Below are 15,743 nucleotides of genomic sequence, written 5' to 3' on the forward strand. Positions count from 1 at the left end.
AACGCGAATCGTCCTCGCGAGCAGCGCGAGCGAGGAGTCGAAGCGGCTTGCCGCTTCGGTATTCACACGAACGAAGTGAGTGTGAAGCCGGAGCAATTTATTGCTCCGAGCCTACGAGTACGTCGAATAGACGTCGAGTAGCAGTTGCGTCCGCGTCGAATCGCGTCGCACTCACTCGACTGGCCACCACTTTCTTCACGATTCCCTCCACAAGCCCCCGGTGCACCCATGTCCGGTCGAGCCGAAGGCACGGCCGAGACAGTATCGACACAGAACCATCGCGTACTCGACGCTGTCCGGTCCCATCCGTGGGCACTCTCGATAGCGGTCGGGTCACTCCTCGTCGCCTTCTGGGCGGCGGTTATCCAACCGCGGGCGTCTCCGAATGGGTACGTCCCGATTATGGTGTTCTACACCATCCTCGCGGTTGGATTCGTCTACGTGGACGAGTTCAAATCGATTCGACTCACCGGCTGACGACGCTGACTACTCGGACGGAGGCTCAAAACGACCGAATCTCGTCGGGGAGCGCCGACCACGACTCCGCTGGGTCTCCGCCACGGTCGTCGTAGAACTTCCGACCGATGTAGTCGTCGCTCACGTTCCCGATTATCGTGTTGTACAGGTCGTTCGCAGAGTCGAACGTCGTCGCTCCCAGCGGTGTGAGGACGGTCGCAATCGTCTCGGAATCGTCGACGTCTGGCGCGTCGAGTTCAACGTCACCGACCTGTTCGACGACGCGTTCGGACTCGACTGGATAGGTCAACTCGTCGGCGAGGAATGCGGGGAGTGCATGAAATTCCATACGGGCAGTAGCACGCGAGCCCCTTTCGGCTTTTTTCGCACTCTGGCAGACACTCACGAGTCTGGACGGAAATCGATGGGCGAGGAAAATCGAGCGACGGCGTTATGGAAGTTTTCGCAGGTCTTCGAGCATCGAGTCGAGGTCACGGTTCGTCACTGCGAGGCCGAATCCGTCGATGGTCGCGAGCGACGGCGCGTGCTCCCACAGGTCGTCTTCCGAGAGGCCGTGTAAGACGACTGCGTTCGGTGTCGGCGTGACGACGCGCATCGCGACGAGCGGCGACTCACCACGGGTAACGTCCGTGAAGACGAGTGCACGACTCGTCGATTGACCGTACAGTCGGTAGAACTCCTCCGACGAGAGGCGCGTGATCGCCTGAATGCTGTTGATGACGGTGTGGCCGCTGATTCGGTCCTCGTCGCCATCGACGATTTTGGTCGCGCCGATCGCGTCGTAGAACGTATCGAGCGGGATGGAAGTCGGATACTCGCGGAGGTCCTGGACGATATCGCTCTCGAACCCGGCCGAGAGGACGCGAGCGTACTGTCGGATGCGACTGCCACCGCGGGCCTCGTCGATATCGAGGAGCGCTTCGACCATGCGGCGGATGACGCCGATACCGGGGCTCTCGCGGCGACCACTCTCGTAGTCCGAGACGACCGACGACGACACGTCGAGCTGTTCGGCGAGCGCAGTCTGCGAGATATCGAAGTCAGTGCGCCACTTCCGGAGCGTTGCACCTGGGTCGTCAGAGAGGGTAATCTCTCCCGCGATTCTGCGGGCGAGGTCGTCGCGGGGTGCTGCGGTCACCGGCTACACCTCCATACGACGCGGGGGCTAGACATGCGATAACGTGCGGGAGTCCGCCGCAAAAGCGTGTCGAAAGTGGTAGTCGTCGCCTGACGAACTTGCAGGAGTTTCATAAGTGCTGGTGTGGGAAGCCGCCAAGAGGAATACTTAGCCCGCATTTGAATGGGTTGAGAGTAGTGACCCCGAGAAAGAAGAACGGCCATACGAGGATGTCATCTACGCTTCTTGATTTTACCACGGAAGAATCCGTTTCCACCACCATTTCTGTTCTGGCTTTTCGTGGTGTTCCTCGCTTTCTGTTCGCTGTACCGAACCATCGATAGCCACGTCAGGACTGCTATCGGTCTTTTGATGCTTACTCTCCGGTGTTCGACCAGGGAAACTTCTCCCAGAGAGATCCATTGACTTCGGGCCTCGTCCCTCAAGAGATTCATCGTCAGCGAGTCTTTCTCCTGTGCATTGGTGGTTCTCCGGTAGTCGGTGTGTTTCACAGACTAATTCGCCACAGTATGCACATCGATACGGTGGGCCGTTCTCGTTGGTTGGGGCACCACAGAGGTGACAATTTGCCATGTTCATTTTCAGATAGTTCACGGAGACAATATCAAACTCTCCCTAGATTGGACAGGATTCTGCAACGGTCAATACCTCGGAAGTCGTCGCCCGTCGGGGAACGAGCGAAGCGAGTGAACCCCACACAAAGTCTCAAGTCCGTTCGATGAGGAGTGTGTGCTATGCCATCGACCCTCGTTCACGTCGCCGTCGGCGGACTCGTCGGGGCGGCACTCCTCGGTCGTTGGTTCGATTTCCGGGCGATTCTCGTCATCCTCGCGGCGGCGGCGATCCCGGACCTCGACTCGTTTACGAGTACGATTCTCCCCGGAAGCCATCGGTCGCTCTTCCACTCGCTCTTGTTTCCGCTGGTGCTTGCCGCACTCCTCGTCTACGACACGCGAGTTCGAGAGCAGTCGGTGATTCGTGGACAGTGGGGGACGCGTGGCGTCGTCGTCTCGTGGGTCGCACTCGCCGCGCTCTTCGGCGGTGGTATCATGCCCGACCTCTTTACCAACGGTGTCAACGCCTTCTACCCATTTCACGACGCCTTTTACGCGATCAACGGGGAAGCGCTGTGGTCCAGCACACGAGGATTCGTCCAGACGTTCGTCGAACTCTCTCCCGAGTCAGCCCCACCGACGACAGAGACACTTCACTACAGCACCGTCGTGGACCCGTCGCCGGGTGACGAACCCGAGAACGTCGAACGGATTGCGCCGCTCGCGTCGTCCGGTCTCGAACTCATGCTCGTCGTCCTCGGGGGCTGTGTCGTCGGTGGACGACTCGTTGCTGAGCGTCTGTGGTCGCCCCGAGAGTGAGGCGAGAGTCGGTCACCCCACGCGACACCTGTTCGACTCCGAGGGTTCTTATCCGATGCCGGCGCACCGCTTTCTATGAGTGAGACACCGGATGGCGTCGAGATACGCCCGTACGATTCGAGCGATGCCGATGCGTTCTGGGAACTCAAGCGCGGGTTCGAACTCGGCATCGGTGAGGGAACCGGCGGCGACGACAAACTCTCGAAGTACGAAGCAAAGCTCACCGACGACTACCGAGCCCGGTATCTCTCGTGGGTCGCCCGCTGTGCGACCGACGACCCTGGCTGTGTCGTCGTCGCAGACGATGGCGAGACGCTCGTCGGCTACGCGTTCGTCCTCCCCGAAGAGATGACGTTCATCTGGGACGCCGCAGTGCTCAACGAGCTCTTTCTCGCACCCGACTACCGAGGAAGTGGGGTCGCCGACGAACTCATGGAGGCAGTCCTCGACCACGCGCGGTCGCAAGACCTCCCACTCGACCGGCTCGTGCTCGACGTGGACGAGGCGAACGACCGGGCGCGAGCGTTCTACGACCGCTACGGCTTCGACCACTGGGGCGAACTCGTCGCTCGCGACCTCTGAGCGCCGCGTTGAACCCACGACAAAACGGAGGGCGGGCCGACGTTACCGGAGCGCAGCAGCGAGTGCGCCACCGGCGGTTCCGAGTGTAAGCGGGTACACCAGTCCGGCGAGGAGAATCGAGGTCACTGGGTCCGGCCGAGCCGCGCCGTCGCCGAGTGTGACTGCAAAGAGCAGGATTGCAGCGACTGCGACCGGAAGGTAGCCGACGACTGTCGTCGCGCCCGCAACTGCGCCAGACTTCACGGTCGATGCGCCGCGAGCGACTGCGACGGCGACACCTGCACCGACGAGCGCCAGGACGGGAACCGCGTAGAGGAGCACCGAAAACGCCTCGAACTGTTCGACGAGGTTGGCTGTCGAGGTCGTGCCGAAGAGCCCGGGGAACTTCGTCACGACGCCGTGTGTGTTCAGAAACACCCAGCCGACGACTTTCCACGTCGGGAGGCCAGACCCGAGCGCTTCGAGAATCTGACTGGCAGTCGAGTTCTCGATAGTCTCGGACGTCGTGAGATAGGTGACCAGATAGCCGAGGAGGGCGGCACCGAGACCGGACACGGCACCGATTCCGGCGGTTCGTAGTCGTGTCTGTGTCGATTCGGGGGCCGATTCAGTTGCCACTGGCATGATAGTCGGCACCGATGGAGTTGGCGCATATATGTTTCGTGGCCGCCGTGTGGGGTGAACCCAACACGCACACTCGGAAACGTATCAGCGAAAAGGGCCACGTTCAAGACCCGTGACGTGATACCGACTCACATGCTCCTTCGCAGCGCTCGGCTCATAGACGGCGGGCACGTCACCGAACAGACCGACGTGCGAACGGACCCAGCGACGGGACGAATCGAGTCCGTCGGTGACCTCGCCGCCCGAACCGACGAGCGCGTGGTCGACCTCGCTGGCAAGACGGTGACTCCCGGCCTGGTGGACGCTCACCTCCACTTCTCGCTGTCTGGCGAGCGAAGCGTCGAAGACGTCGTTGGGCTCTCCGACGCTCAGCTCACGCTCGTCGAAGCGCGAAACGCCCGAAAGACACTCGAAGCGGGCGTCACCGGCGTCCGTGGGATGGGTGCACGAGATATCGACGTCGTCCTCAAACGCGCAATCGACGCCGGTGACGTCCCCGGACCACGGATGATAGCGAACTGCCGGTCGATTACCATCACCGGCGGTCACGGCCACCATATGGGCAGAGAAGTCGATGGTGCTGACGACGCCCGACGGGCAGTCCGCGAGCAGGTGAAACTCGGTGCAGACTTCATCAAATTCATGACCACCGGTGGGGTGACGACGCCCGGGAGCGACCCCGGTTCCGTCGCGTTCACCGACGAGGAACTCCACGCGCTCGTGGACGAGGCCCACAGACGTGGTGTCCACACCGCAACCCACGCCCACGGCGCTGAAGGCGTCAAAGCAGCTATTCGGGCCGGTGTCGACACTGTCGAACACGGAACGTTCCTCGACGACGAGGCCATCGACCTCTTTCTCGAACACGACGTGACGCTCGTCCCGACGCTCTCTGCGCCGTACCACATCTCTCGCAACACCGAGGCGGCGACGAACGAAGACGTGTCGAAAGTCGATTTCGTCTACGACAGACACCTCGACTCGTTCCGGAGTGCAGTCGATGCGGGCGTCACCATCGCCGGCGGAACCGACGCGGGGACGCCGTTCAACTACCACGGTGGCAACGCCTCGGAGGTCCAGTTCATGGCACAACACGGGATGGACCCCGTCGACGCGATCCGCGCGATGACCGAGACGGCAGCAGAGGCAATCGGGCTAACGGACTGCGGCGTCGTCGAGCCCGGTGCCTACGCCGACTTACTCGTCTTCGACAGCGACCCGCTCTCCGACCTCACCGTCCTCAACGACCCGTCGGCAGTTATGAAGGGTGGGCGCGTCGTCTCCGGGTCGTTGCCGGCGAACTGAGCGCGATTTTCAGAGGGCGCTAGCGGCATCCCAGTGGAACTCGGCGTCGTACTTGCCACCGGTCGTGTCTCGCCACTCGTCGCGAGAGACGCTGTAGACGTACACGTCTGCAATCTCGTCGTCCGTCGGCAGATGGTTCGGTTTTCGTCCATCTCGCCGCCCACCGAGTGCCTCCATGTACTTCTCGATTGCTCGCTGTGAGTTCTCGTTCGCGACTGCATGCTCGACTACGACGAGTTCCAGATCGAGCACGTCGAAGGCCAACGCGACGAGTGCGCTCGCTCGTTCGCCGGAGTAGCCACGGCCCCAGAATTTCGGCTGTAACCACACGCCGAGGGTCGCGATCCGGCGGTCCCACTCCGTGTATATGCCGCCGAACCCCGCGAGTTCACCCGCACCGTCTTCACCCTCGCGTGGGACGATGAAGAACTGGGCGCTCTCAGCGTCGTTCCACTCCGACGCACACCGGTCGAGGAAGTCTGTCGTCGTTTTCGGCGTCTCGTGACGCGACCACGTCTGGAATCTCGTCACCTCGTCCATGAACGGTTGCGAGCAGAACTCGTAGGCGTCGAACGTATCGATGTTCTCGGGGAGAGCCGCGACGAGTCGGAGACGCTCGGTCTCGACGACGTCCGGGAAGAGGTCACTCATCGTCCGCCTCCAGTGGGTCACGGCGTTCGAATCGGTCGCCTGCTTCCACCCCGCCGTCGCATTCCAACCGGTCGTCACCCGCCCAGTGGAACTCGGCGTCGTACTCGCCGCCGGTCGCCTCGTACCACTGCTCGCGGGTCACAGCCCACCCACGAACGTCACGGGGCGTGCCATCGGCATCGATGGCATCGTTGCGGAAGGTTCCAATTTCGTCGCCGCCGAATCGCTCGGTGTACTTCGAGATGGCGCGACACGAGGGTTCGTTCTCGGGCATGGCGTACGCGAGCGCGACTTCGAGGTCCAGCACATCGAAGACAGCGGCGAAGAACGCGGCGGCGCGTTCGCCGGAGTAGCCACGGCCCCAGAACTCCTTTCTGAGCCACATCCCGAAGACGGCGCGACGCTTGTCCCAGTCGGTGCCGAATCCGGCGGTGCCAGCCAGCTCGCCAGCACCAGCTTCGCCTTCGCGTGGGAAGATCGCGTACGTCGCTCCCTCGGCGTTTTCGTGGGCCTCACTGGCTTCACTGAAGTAGTCGTACGCCTCTTTCGGCGTTTTGTGCGGCCCCCACGTGACGTATTTCGTCTCTTCTTCGATGGTGTCGGACCGCGACGCGGCGAAGTAGTCGTAAGCCGCCAGCGGGTCGACTTCCTCCCGCGATAACGGACGTAGACGGAGTCGCGGGGTCACGATTTCGTCGGGGAACATAGACCGGAACGAACTCGTACAGAGCTAATAAATTTTCTGAATACTGACACGTGAGAGCATGCCTCTCGGCGTGTCTTATGGTCGTTTCCACCGATTTCAGTGTGTGCCCTCCAGACGGATGTTTCTCCGGACACTCGCCGGTGTCACAGGGGTCGGAATGATCACAACTGCCGGGTGCATCGGCCGCATCCAACTCCCCGAGGAAGGTGTGTTGACGTACAAAAGCGTCCACGTCGGGTGGCGGTACGAAGAACGAATGCGCTGGGCGGACCTCTGTTGGGTCTGGTCGGATGGTGAGCGTCGAATCTTTGGGTGGTACCCCGAAGAGTATCCGGAGGTTGTACCGTCTTCCAGTGTGGTCGTCGCGACCGACGAACTCGAACGGCGTCTGAACCGAGACTTCGACGGCCTCGAGTACCGCCTCGGGTTCACCAGACCGAACAGGACGGGTGGGGAACTCCGCTCGACAGACTGGTTCGTCGCACTCGCTTCCCGCCACGATTTCAACAGCGTCCAGTTCGGCGACGTGGCCACCGTCGCGTTCGACACGAGTCACGTCTCCGTCTCTCACGTCAGGAAAGACGCGGTGGGACCGGTCGACGACTGGGAGCAGTTGGTTCGTCCGATGGACTTCAGCGAGACGTTCGCCTCCGCGGGCGTCCCAATTACGTGACAGTCGACGGCTACTCCTCGGAAGAATATCGCGTGCTCAGTCGTCTACCTGCGGGTCTTTCCGTTCGAGTCCACCCGCCGACTGGTAGTCACCAAACTCCGGGTGCGTCTCGCGCATCCAGACGAGCGCGATGCCACCTGAGACGAACATCGCGGCAGCAGTGACGTAAAACGCCATCTGGACTGAGGCGAAATCGGCAGCGAGGCCGATAACAATCGCGCCAAATCCGTAGCCAGCGTCGCGCCACATCCGGTAGACGCCGAGTCCCGTCGCCCGCCACGTTGGGTGGGCAGCGTCGCCGACGACAGTGATGAGGTTCGGATACAACAGCGCCATCCCAACACCAGTGAGGCCGGCGGTAGCCATCCATGAGAGATAGCCGGAGACGAACGCCGTCGCAAGAACCCCTGCGCCAGCGAGGAACATTCCGACCACGACCGGTGGTCGGCGGCCGATGTCGTCGGCGAGTTTCCCGGTGTAGAGCTGGAAAACGCCCCAGACACCACCGTAAACGCCGACGACGCCGCCGACTTCCACGACAGTAAGTCCAGCCGAGGTGAGATAGAGTGGGTACGCAATCCAGACGAGTGCATCGACGAACTTCTCGACACTGCCGGCCTGTACCGCCGCGAACAGTGTCCTGTCACCCCACGTCGCTCGCTTCAGCACGGCAACGAACGGGAGGTTCGCCGCCGAGTCGTCGTCGCTGTTCGACGCTTCTGCCTCCGCTTCGGCGTACGGCAACGTCTCGTCGACGAAGAACACAGCGACCAGCAGGCCGACGAGGACGACGCCAGCGAGGAAGACGAACGGGGCTGGGCGAAGGCCGTACTGGCCGGCGATGACGCCAGTAACCCACGACCCGACGGCGACACCACCGTATCCGAAGGCTTCGTCGAGGCCGACTGCGAGACCACGGCGTTCGCTTCCTGCGAGGTCGATCTTGGCGTTGACGCTCATGCTCCACGCGAGGCCCTGATTGACGCCGAGGAGGACGTTTCCAATCGTCACCCACCACCAGTTCGGTGCGTAGATGAGCACGAACGGAATCGGCAGGGCGACGAGCCATCCCGCGACGAGAATCGGCTTTCGGCCGTACGTCTCTGCCCACTTCCCGCCGTAGAGGTTGAGGAGCGCCTTGACGAATCCGAAACTGACGACGAACGACCCGATGACGAGGACCGATTCGACCCCGAGGACGTCGCGTCCGAGGATGGGGACGACGTTGCGTTCTGACCCGATCGTCAACCCGACGGCGAACACCGTCAGCAACTGGAGGGCGAACTGCTGCCAATTCTCGCGAATCCCCTGAACGTACCTGACCATCACTCTGTGAATGTGTCCGAGGTTGGGCTATTAATATTGCACGATGTTCCCACTATAACGATTTTCTGCCTGCTGCTGGTCACGCCGTCGCGTTCTGGTCGTTGGACGCGACCCGCTTCCCGTACTGGACACCTGCCCTGTCGTATGCTTCGTCGAGAAGTGGTGAAAGAACCGTCTCGATGGTCGCCTGAGAGGGAGATAACACGCTCACCCACCCAGCCCAGCCGTAGACTGGGTGTGGTGTGAGTTTGTCGATAACTGTGAAGTCGTGTCCTGTTTCGACAACACCACCGGTCGGAGGATGTTCCGGTCGAGGGCCGAACAGTCGCCGATAGGTGGCCTCGCTGATGCCGAGGTTCACCCGCCAGCAGTCGTCGCGATAGAGGTGCGAGGCGTGGTCGTTCTCGCTGTCGCTGTCTTTGACGGTCACGAAGTACGTGCCGCGAGGGAGTCGCTCGCCGGGGTTGTAGAAGAGCCCTCGCTCACCCCACGCGTCGTGGAGTACCACGTCGTCGTACCGCTGGTCGACGTACTCGAGAAAGTCGTCCGGAGTCATACCCCCTGTATCGTGCGCTGAGAGCGTTATCTTTCCGCAGGCAGGTGGTGTGAGACACTCTCACGCACTAAGAATCACGTGTGAAGTATTTGTTACTCCGACACGTCTGTGTTTGGGGGGGAGAGGATGAACTGGAAGAAGGTCGTCGCAGTGTACGCGCTTCTCACAGGCATTGCGATACTTGGGTTGTGGACGATGCTCGTGATGACTGAACAGGCAACTGAGCTCCGAACTGAACCGTATTCGATGTTTACCCATCTCGTCGCCGAAGGGTTGACAGCGGTGGCACTGGTCAGTGCAGGAATCGGGTTGTTTCGAGAGAGCGAATGGGCCGAATCGCTCTGTCTCGTCGGCTTCGGCATGTTACTCTACTCGGTCATCAACAGTGCAGGCTACTACGCACAACTCGGTGAAATCGGTGCGATGCTGGTGTTTTCGGCGATGTCGCTCACGACTGTGGTTGCACTCGGCTGGGTGCTGGTGGACGGAGCTCAACGGCAGAATCGGCCGTCGTGGTGAGTACTCTGGTGGTGCGGTGAGCACGCGTTCGACTGTGTGAGCGATTTCGAGTCTTTAGGGCCGGTTAGATTCTTCCCAGTCGTGATTCGCTCTCCGCAACCACTAAACGCACCTCGTTCCTCCTTCCGGTAATGGTAGACTGGACGGAGAAGTACCGCCCATCGACGCTCTCGGAGGTTCGCGGGAACGACAAGGCCCGAGACGCCCTCGCAGACTGGGCCAAGTCGTGGGACGACCACCACGAGGCAGTCGTCGTCCACGGGAGTCCGGGCATCGGAAAGACCTCCGCCGCCCACGCACTCGCCGCAGACATGGGGTGGGAGACGGTCGAGTTGAACGCCTCGGACCAGCGAACCGGTGACGTTATCGAGCGATTCGCGGGTCGTGCCGCGAAGAACGCGACGCTCTCGGGGTCGTCGACCGGAACCTCGACTCGGCAGTTGGTCATCCTCGACGAAGCGGACAACATCCACGGCAACTACGACCGCGGCGGGTCGAGCGCCGTGACGAAACTGGTCAAGTCGTCGAGCCAGCCCATCGTCCTCATCGCCAACGAGTTCTACGACATGAGTCGTGGCCTGCGAAGCGCCTGCCGCGAAATCGAGTTCCGCGACGTCTCGTCACGTTCCATCGTGCCCGTTCTCCGCGACATCTGTCGCAAAGAGGGCCTTGAGTTCGAGTCGGCGGCGCTGGAACGCATCGCAGACATGAACAGCGGCGACCTGCGGTCGGCGATCAACGACCTGCAGGCCATCGCTGAGGGCCGTGACCGTATCACCGAAGAAGACGTGGTCATGGGTGACCGCGACCGGTCGGTCGGGCTCTTCGAGTTCCTCGACGCCGTCCTCAAAGAGAAGTCCGCACAGGAGGCGCTCTACACTGCTTACGACGTCGACGAGACACCCGACGACCTGACGAAGTGGATAGAGGACAAGGTGTCGCTCGTCTACGAACCGGACGAACTCGCTCGCGCGTACGAGTTCCTCGCGAACGCCGACCGCTGGTTGGGTCGGGTTCGAGCCACGCAGAACTACTCGTACTGGCGCTACGCGACGGACAACCTCGCCGCCGGTGTCGCCGCCTCCAGAGACCGGACGCGTGGCGGATGGACGCGCTACGGTGGCGCACCCTATCGGTCGACGCGAGACAAGACGCGCGACACCGTCGTCCGAAAGATTGCAGAGAAGGGCGGATTCAGCATGGCGACCGCTCGCCGAGAAGTCCTGCCGTATCTCTCGGCGCTGACGCATCACTGCAAACCACGCGAACTGACCGTCGCCATGACGGCGTACTACGAGTTCGACGAATCGCACGTCTCCTTCGTCACCGGAAGCGGCGAGACGACGAACAAGGTCCAGTCCATCGTCGAAGACGCGGAAGCACTCCGCGAGGAACTCGTCGAGGAACACGCCGGCGGTGCGTTCGCCGGGATGGAGAACGTCGAGATGGACGACGCCGACGCGGACGCCGACACGGACGACGTTCTCGACAGAGACCCCGACGCCGAGGACGCCGCCCAGACCGAAGAGGAGTCGGAGAAAGACGACGGACAGGCCGGCCTCTCCGACTTCTTCTGAACCGCGTCCTGCGCATCTCAGGAGTCGACTCTCGACTGCGTTCGGTGTGGCGAGGGTTTTTATGCGATACCGCACCCACCCGTGAGTATGCGTGCCGCAGTCCTCCGCGAACACGGTGAACCACTCGACGTAACCGAGGTGCCCGACCCAGTACTCGACCCAGCGGGCGTCGTCGTCGACGTCGAAGCCTGCGGCATCTGCCGGAGCGACTGGCACGCGTGGATGGGCCACGGCGAGTGGGCAGACGACGCAGTGTCGCCCGGACAGATTCTCGGCCACGAACCCGCCGGACGCGTCGTCGCCGTCGGCGAACGCGTCGAGACGATTCGAGAAGGTGACCGCGTTGCACTCCCGTTCAATCTCGCCTGCGGGTCGTGTGGCTACTGCCAGACCGGCCATGGAAACGTCTGTACCGGCGACCATCCACACGCATTGGGCTTCGAGCACACCGCACAGGGCGCGTTCGCCGAACAGGTTCACCTCCCGTCTGCCGACTACAACGCCATTCGACTGCCCGACGGAGTTGCATCGCGCGACGTCGCCGCGCTCGGCTGTCGGTTCATGACGGCCTACAACGCCCTCGACGCGCGGGCGGGTCTTCGCGCCGGTGAATGGGTCGCCGTCCACGGCTGTGGCGGCGTCGGTCTCTCGGCCATTCAGGTGGCGAACGCGCTCGGAGCGCGCGTCGTCGCCGTCGACGTTCGTGAGTCAGCACTCGACGTAGCAGCGGAACTCGGTGCCGACGTACTCGTGAACGCGGCGGACGACGACCCAGTGGCGGCGATTCGCGACGTGACCGACGGCGGTGCACACGTCTCGGTGGACGCACTCGGCGTCGCGGAGACCTGTCGAAACTCCGTGCGGAGTGTCAGACCCCGTGGCGTCCACGTGCAGGTCGGACTCACGACAGATGCAGAGCGAGGCGAGGTGTCGCTGCCAACCGACTGGATGACGCGCCACGAAGTGTCGTTCGTCGGTGCCCGCGGGATGCCGCCGACGAGTGCCACCGACCTGTTGTCGCTCCTCGCCTCCGATGCGGTCGACCCGGGGTCGCTCGTGACGAAGGAAGTCACTCTCGACGAGGTTCCCGACCGGTTAGCGGCGATGACCGACTACGACACCGTCGGTGTCGAAGTCATGACCACGTGAACGTCAGGGTGGAGGAGGGGGACCGGTGTCGCGTCAGGCAGTCGGCGTGAGGACGCGTGTCGTCTCGTCACTCTCGTCGGCGTCGAGTCCGCGCCAGACTGTCGTGCCGCAGTCGGGACAGTCGAGACGGTCAGTCCGATCGCCGTCCATCTGTGCCGGCCAGTCGTCGATTCCGGCGGTCCGGCCACAGGTCTGACAGAACAGGACTGTCTTTCGTCGGTGCGTATCGGGCGGGTCGTTGCTGAACGTGTGTGGAGGGCAGTTCATGCCGCAGAAAGCGTCACTCCCGGCTATAAGCCTGTTGGATAGTTGTCGGGTGTGTGCCCGTGTAACCCACCGCAGAGGGTGGAATGAAAGAGCGTGCTCAGAGAAGTACGGGCGTGCTCAGAGAAGTTTCGAGAGGAACTTCTTGCCACGCTCGGTCTTCGGGTTCTCGAAGAACACGTCGGGTGGTGAGTCTTCGACGACGCGGCCATCGGCCATGAGCACGATTCGGTCACCGACTTCACGGGCGAAGCCCATCTCGTGGGTGACGACGAGCATCGTCATCCCTTCGTCGGCGAGTCCGTGCATGACGTCGAGCACTTCCCCGACGAGTTCGGGGTCCAGCGCGCTCGTCACTTCGTCGAAGAGCATCACGCGTGGGTCCATCGCGAGCGCACGGGCGATGGCGACACGCTGCTGTTGGCCGCCCGAGAGCTGGTTCGGGTAGGAGTGAGACTGTGCCGAGAGACCGACACGGTCCAGGAGCGTCTCTGCCCGCTTTTGGGCGGTCGCTTCGTCGGCACCCTTGACCTTCGTCGGTGCGAGCGACACGTTCTCCAGTGCCGTCTTGTGCGGGAAGAGGTTGAAACTCTGGAACACCATCCCGATGCGCTGACGCAGGTGGTTGATGTCCGCGTTGGGGTCCGAGATGGACGTTCCGTCCAGACGAATCTCTCCGCCCTGAATCTCTTCGAGGCGGTTCGCACAGCGAAGCAGCGTCGACTTCCCCGACCCGGACGGGCCGATGATGACGCACACTTCGCCCTCTTCGACGTTCAGGTCGACGTCCTTGAGGACGTGCGTCTCACCGAAGTATTTGTCAACCTCGTCGAATTCGAGGAGACTCATCGGCGGTCACCTCCCCATTCGGAGCGGGCTTCGAGGTAGCGAACCACCTTGCCGAGCGGCAGCGTGATGCCGAGGTAGGCGATGGCGACGAGCAGAATCGGCGTCCACGGGTCGAACGTCGCGGAGTTGATCTGGCGGAACGCGCTGATAAGTTCCGGGACGGCGATGACCGTCAGGAGCGACGTGTCCTTCACGAGGATGACCTGGTCGTTACCGATTGCAGCGAGTGCGTTGCGCCACGCCTGCGGGAGCACGACTTCGCGCATCGCCTGGACGTAGGACATTCCGAGCGAGCGAGCGGCCTCCATCTGCCCTTCGGGGACGGCGTTGATACCGCCACGAACAGCCTCGCCGACGTAGGCGGCGTGGTTGAGCGTCAGCCCGATGATTGCGGCGGGAATCGCCCAGTTCGTGATCGGGAACTGGCCCGGCGGCCAGAACGCAGGAATCCCGAAGAAGATGACGATGAGCTGGAACAGCAGTGGCGTTCCACGGAAGAACTCGACGTAGCCGCTGGCGACCATGTTGGTGACGCGGGTCTTCGAGACGCGTCCCAGACCGACGAAGACGCCGGCGACGATAGAGAGGACGCTCCCGACGAGGAAGATTCCGAGCACCCGGAGGTACGCGAAGACGAACTGCGGGTAGATGATCTCGACGAACAGCTCGAAATCTACCTGTGTGAAAATGATGGCGGCGACGAACGCACCGACGCCGAGTGTGAACAGGATGGCGACAGCAGCGCCCACCAGTTTGAGCGTCTTGTCGTTCAAAATCTGTTCTTGGAACTCGTCGTCGGCGGTCCTCCCCTCCGAGTATGATTCAGCCATTGGTAATTGTTGTCACAGTGTTTATATAAAAAGCGAACGCTACGACCGTCTACCCGGCGAAGTACTTCGCGTAGATGTCGTCGTACGTGCCGTTCTCCTTGATGGTTGCAAGTGCGCCGTTGACCTCTTCGCGGAGGTCGTCGTCGTCCTGACGGAAGCCGATACCGTACTCCTCGACGGTGAGGGTGAGGTACGGCGGTGCATCTTTGCCTGCCTCTTCGGCGGCTCCTGCGCCCTCGAGGAACTCGACATCGCCGCTCTGGTTGACGAATTCAGCGTTGACGGTGTTGTCGTTGATGACCGCGACGACCTGGTTGTTGATGAGTGCGTCGAACGCACCGGTGATCTGGTCGTAGCGCTGGATGGTCAGGTCGCCACCGAACTCTTCTTTGAGTCCGTCAGCAGCACCTGCGCCGGTGGTCCCCTTCTGGACACCGACGGTCTTGCCTTTGAGGTCCTCTTTCGAGGAGATGTTGCCGTTCTTGAGGACGACGATGGTCTGGTACGCGGTGAAGTACGGGTCAGAGAAGTCGATCTTCTCTGCACGTTCGTCGGTGATGGTCATCGCCGACATGATGACACGGAAGTTCCCGTTGTTCAGCGACGGGATGATACCGTCGAAGCTCGTCTTCTGGAACTCGTGCTCGTAGCCGAGTTCGTCGGTGAAGATTGCCTGTGCGATGTCGACGTCGAAGCCGGTGAGTTCGCCATCCGTCGTCTCGTATTCGAACGGACGATACGGAATGTCGGAACCGATCGTAATCGTCTCGCTGCCACCACCGCCACCACCGAGACAGCCCGCCAACGTGAACGCGGCTGCTGCCCCAGCGGAGCCTTTAAGATAGGTACGTCGCTTCATAACACAGAATCGTAGTACACCTCCCTATAACACTTCTTCGATTTTGACCTCTATTCACGCAGTATTTTGTGAAAATTGCCAAGAATACCGCTGAACGAATAGATTGAGCACGATTTTTCAGACAGACTTCGACATCTCCGAAATACATTGGATATTGGTCCAATCATCGGATGTCATCTTGTTTTGGACGAATCCACACGTCCAGACGAATCGCTGAGAAGCTATCATTCGTTCGATGAGACAGCGCCGATGGGTGAAGCGACGTTTCGAACGAGCGTTTCTCTC

Annotated in this window: 20 protein-coding genes; 8 read left to right on the forward strand and 12 right to left on the reverse strand. The window is 61.8% G+C overall.

From position 1 onward, the window contains the following. Positions 1–228: 228 nt before the first annotated feature. A complete protein-coding gene (locus tag ACK3SC_RS13260) occupies positions 229–477 on the forward strand; it encodes a hypothetical protein (protein ID WP_416840666.1) in 249 nt (82 codons plus the stop codon). A gap of 25 nt (positions 478–502) precedes the next feature. Here ACK3SC_RS13260 and ACK3SC_RS13265 read toward each other — a convergent pair whose 3' ends face one another. The 3 genes from ACK3SC_RS13265 to ACK3SC_RS13275 all read right to left on the reverse strand — a co-directional run bounded on the left by ACK3SC_RS13265 (position 503) and on the right by ACK3SC_RS13275 (position 2,194). Further along, positions 503–805, reverse strand: coding sequence for a hypothetical protein (locus ACK3SC_RS13265; protein WP_416840667.1), 303 nt, complete (start codon positions 803–805; stop codon positions 503–505). A gap of 102 nt (positions 806–907) precedes the next feature. Then, positions 908–1,615 carry a helix-turn-helix domain-containing protein gene (locus ACK3SC_RS13270; protein ID WP_416840668.1) on the reverse strand — a complete coding sequence of 236 codons (708 nt, stop codon included), beginning with the start codon at positions 1,613–1,615 and terminating at the stop codon, positions 908–910. 231 nt (positions 1,616–1,846) lie between these two features. Then, positions 1,847–2,194: an AN1-type zinc finger domain-containing protein gene (locus tag ACK3SC_RS13275; protein ID WP_416840669.1), complete on the reverse strand. Its 348-nt coding sequence runs from the start codon at positions 2,192–2,194 to the stop codon at positions 1,847–1,849. Positions 2,195–2,349: 155 nt separating this feature from the next. Between ACK3SC_RS13275 and ACK3SC_RS13280 the strand changes: the two genes are divergently transcribed. Next, a complete protein-coding gene (locus tag ACK3SC_RS13280) occupies positions 2,350–2,988 on the forward strand; it encodes a metal-dependent hydrolase (protein WP_416840670.1) in 639 nt (212 codons plus the stop codon). Between the two features lie 75 nt (positions 2,989–3,063). Beyond that, entirely contained in the window at positions 3,064–3,570 is a 507-nt protein-coding gene (locus ACK3SC_RS13285) for a GNAT family N-acetyltransferase (protein WP_416840671.1), read from the forward strand. Between the two features lie 42 nt (positions 3,571–3,612). Here the strand turns inward: ACK3SC_RS13285 and ACK3SC_RS13290 are convergent, their stop codons facing one another. Then, a complete protein-coding gene (locus tag ACK3SC_RS13290; RefSeq protein ID WP_416840672.1) occupies positions 3,613–4,194 on the reverse strand; it encodes a transporter in 582 nt (193 codons plus the stop codon). A 132-nt stretch (positions 4,195–4,326) separates the two neighbouring features. Here ACK3SC_RS13290 and ACK3SC_RS13295 point away from each other — a divergent pair, with 132 nt between their 5' ends. Beyond that, positions 4,327–5,499: an amidohydrolase family protein gene (locus ACK3SC_RS13295; protein WP_416840673.1), complete on the forward strand. Its 1,173-nt coding sequence runs from the start codon at positions 4,327–4,329 to the stop codon at positions 5,497–5,499. 9 nt (positions 5,500–5,508) lie between these two features. On the opposite strand, the gene ACK3SC_RS13300 is transcribed toward ACK3SC_RS13295, so the two are convergent. Both ACK3SC_RS13300 and ACK3SC_RS13305 read right to left on the reverse strand, forming a co-directional pair. Next, a complete protein-coding gene (locus tag ACK3SC_RS13300; protein WP_416840674.1) occupies positions 5,509–6,150 on the reverse strand; it encodes a GNAT family N-acetyltransferase in 642 nt (213 codons plus the stop codon). After that, positions 6,143–6,856: a GNAT family N-acetyltransferase gene (locus ACK3SC_RS13305; RefSeq protein WP_416840675.1), complete on the reverse strand. Its 714-nt coding sequence runs from the start codon at positions 6,854–6,856 to the stop codon at positions 6,143–6,145. Before ACK3SC_RS13305 ends, ACK3SC_RS13300 begins: the two co-directional genes overlap by 8 nt. Positions 6,857–6,959: 103 nt before the next feature. Between ACK3SC_RS13305 and ACK3SC_RS13310 the strand changes: the two genes are divergently transcribed. Continuing rightward, complete coding sequence (locus ACK3SC_RS13310) at positions 6,960–7,529, forward strand: hypothetical protein (protein ID WP_416840676.1); 570 nt, start codon at positions 6,960–6,962, stop codon at positions 7,527–7,529. 36 nt (positions 7,530–7,565) lie between these two features. Here the strand turns inward: ACK3SC_RS13310 and ACK3SC_RS13315 are convergent, their stop codons facing one another. Together ACK3SC_RS13315 and ACK3SC_RS13320 are read right to left on the reverse strand one after the other, a co-directional pair. Continuing rightward, positions 7,566–8,855, reverse strand: coding sequence for an MFS transporter (locus tag ACK3SC_RS13315; protein ID WP_416840677.1), 1,290 nt, complete (start codon positions 8,853–8,855; stop codon positions 7,566–7,568). A gap of 79 nt (positions 8,856–8,934) precedes the next feature. Beyond that, on the reverse strand, positions 8,935–9,411 hold the full coding sequence (locus ACK3SC_RS13320) for a DUF6194 family protein (protein ID WP_416840678.1): 477 nt from the start codon (positions 9,409–9,411) through the stop codon (positions 8,935–8,937). Positions 9,412–9,537: 126 nt separating this feature from the next. Here ACK3SC_RS13320 and ACK3SC_RS13325 point away from each other — a divergent pair, with 126 nt between their 5' ends. From ACK3SC_RS13325 to ACK3SC_RS13335, 3 genes are all read left to right on the forward strand, one after another. Next, positions 9,538–9,930: a hypothetical protein gene (locus tag ACK3SC_RS13325; protein ID WP_416840679.1), complete on the forward strand. Its 393-nt coding sequence runs from the start codon at positions 9,538–9,540 to the stop codon at positions 9,928–9,930. 131 nt (positions 9,931–10,061) lie between these two features. Further along, positions 10,062–11,507, forward strand: coding sequence for a replication factor C large subunit (locus ACK3SC_RS13330; RefSeq protein ID WP_416840680.1), 1,446 nt, complete (start codon positions 10,062–10,064; stop codon positions 11,505–11,507). An 87-nt stretch (positions 11,508–11,594) separates the two neighbouring features. Next, positions 11,595–12,656 (forward strand): zinc-dependent alcohol dehydrogenase family protein, encoded by a 1,062-nt coding sequence (locus ACK3SC_RS13335; RefSeq protein ID WP_416840681.1) that lies wholly within the window; start codon positions 11,595–11,597, stop codon positions 12,654–12,656. 33 nt (positions 12,657–12,689) lie between these two features. Here ACK3SC_RS13335 and ACK3SC_RS13340 read toward each other — a convergent pair whose 3' ends face one another. The 4 genes from ACK3SC_RS13340 to ACK3SC_RS13355 form a co-directional block, all read right to left on the reverse strand. Further along, a complete protein-coding gene (locus ACK3SC_RS13340) occupies positions 12,690–12,923 on the reverse strand; it encodes a hypothetical protein (protein WP_416840682.1) in 234 nt (77 codons plus the stop codon). Between the two features lie 117 nt (positions 12,924–13,040). Next, complete coding sequence (locus ACK3SC_RS13345) at positions 13,041–13,769, reverse strand: amino acid ABC transporter ATP-binding protein (RefSeq protein WP_416840683.1); 729 nt, start codon at positions 13,767–13,769, stop codon at positions 13,041–13,043. Beyond that, positions 13,766–14,599 carry an amino acid ABC transporter permease gene (locus tag ACK3SC_RS13350; RefSeq protein ID WP_416840684.1) on the reverse strand — a complete coding sequence of 278 codons (834 nt, stop codon included), beginning with the start codon at positions 14,597–14,599 and terminating at the stop codon, positions 13,766–13,768. Before ACK3SC_RS13350 ends, ACK3SC_RS13345 begins: the two co-directional genes overlap by 4 nt. A 49-nt stretch (positions 14,600–14,648) precedes the next feature. Further along, positions 14,649–15,458: a basic amino acid ABC transporter substrate-binding protein gene (locus ACK3SC_RS13355; protein ID WP_416840685.1), complete on the reverse strand. Its 810-nt coding sequence runs from the start codon at positions 15,456–15,458 to the stop codon at positions 14,649–14,651. Positions 15,459–15,743 lie beyond the last annotated feature (285 nt).

Origin of the sequence: Haloferax sp. DFSO52 (genome assembly GCF_048158745.1) — an archaeon.
In the GTDB taxonomy this organism is placed as follows: Archaea; Halobacteriota; Halobacteria; order Halobacteriales; family Haloferacaceae; genus Haloferax.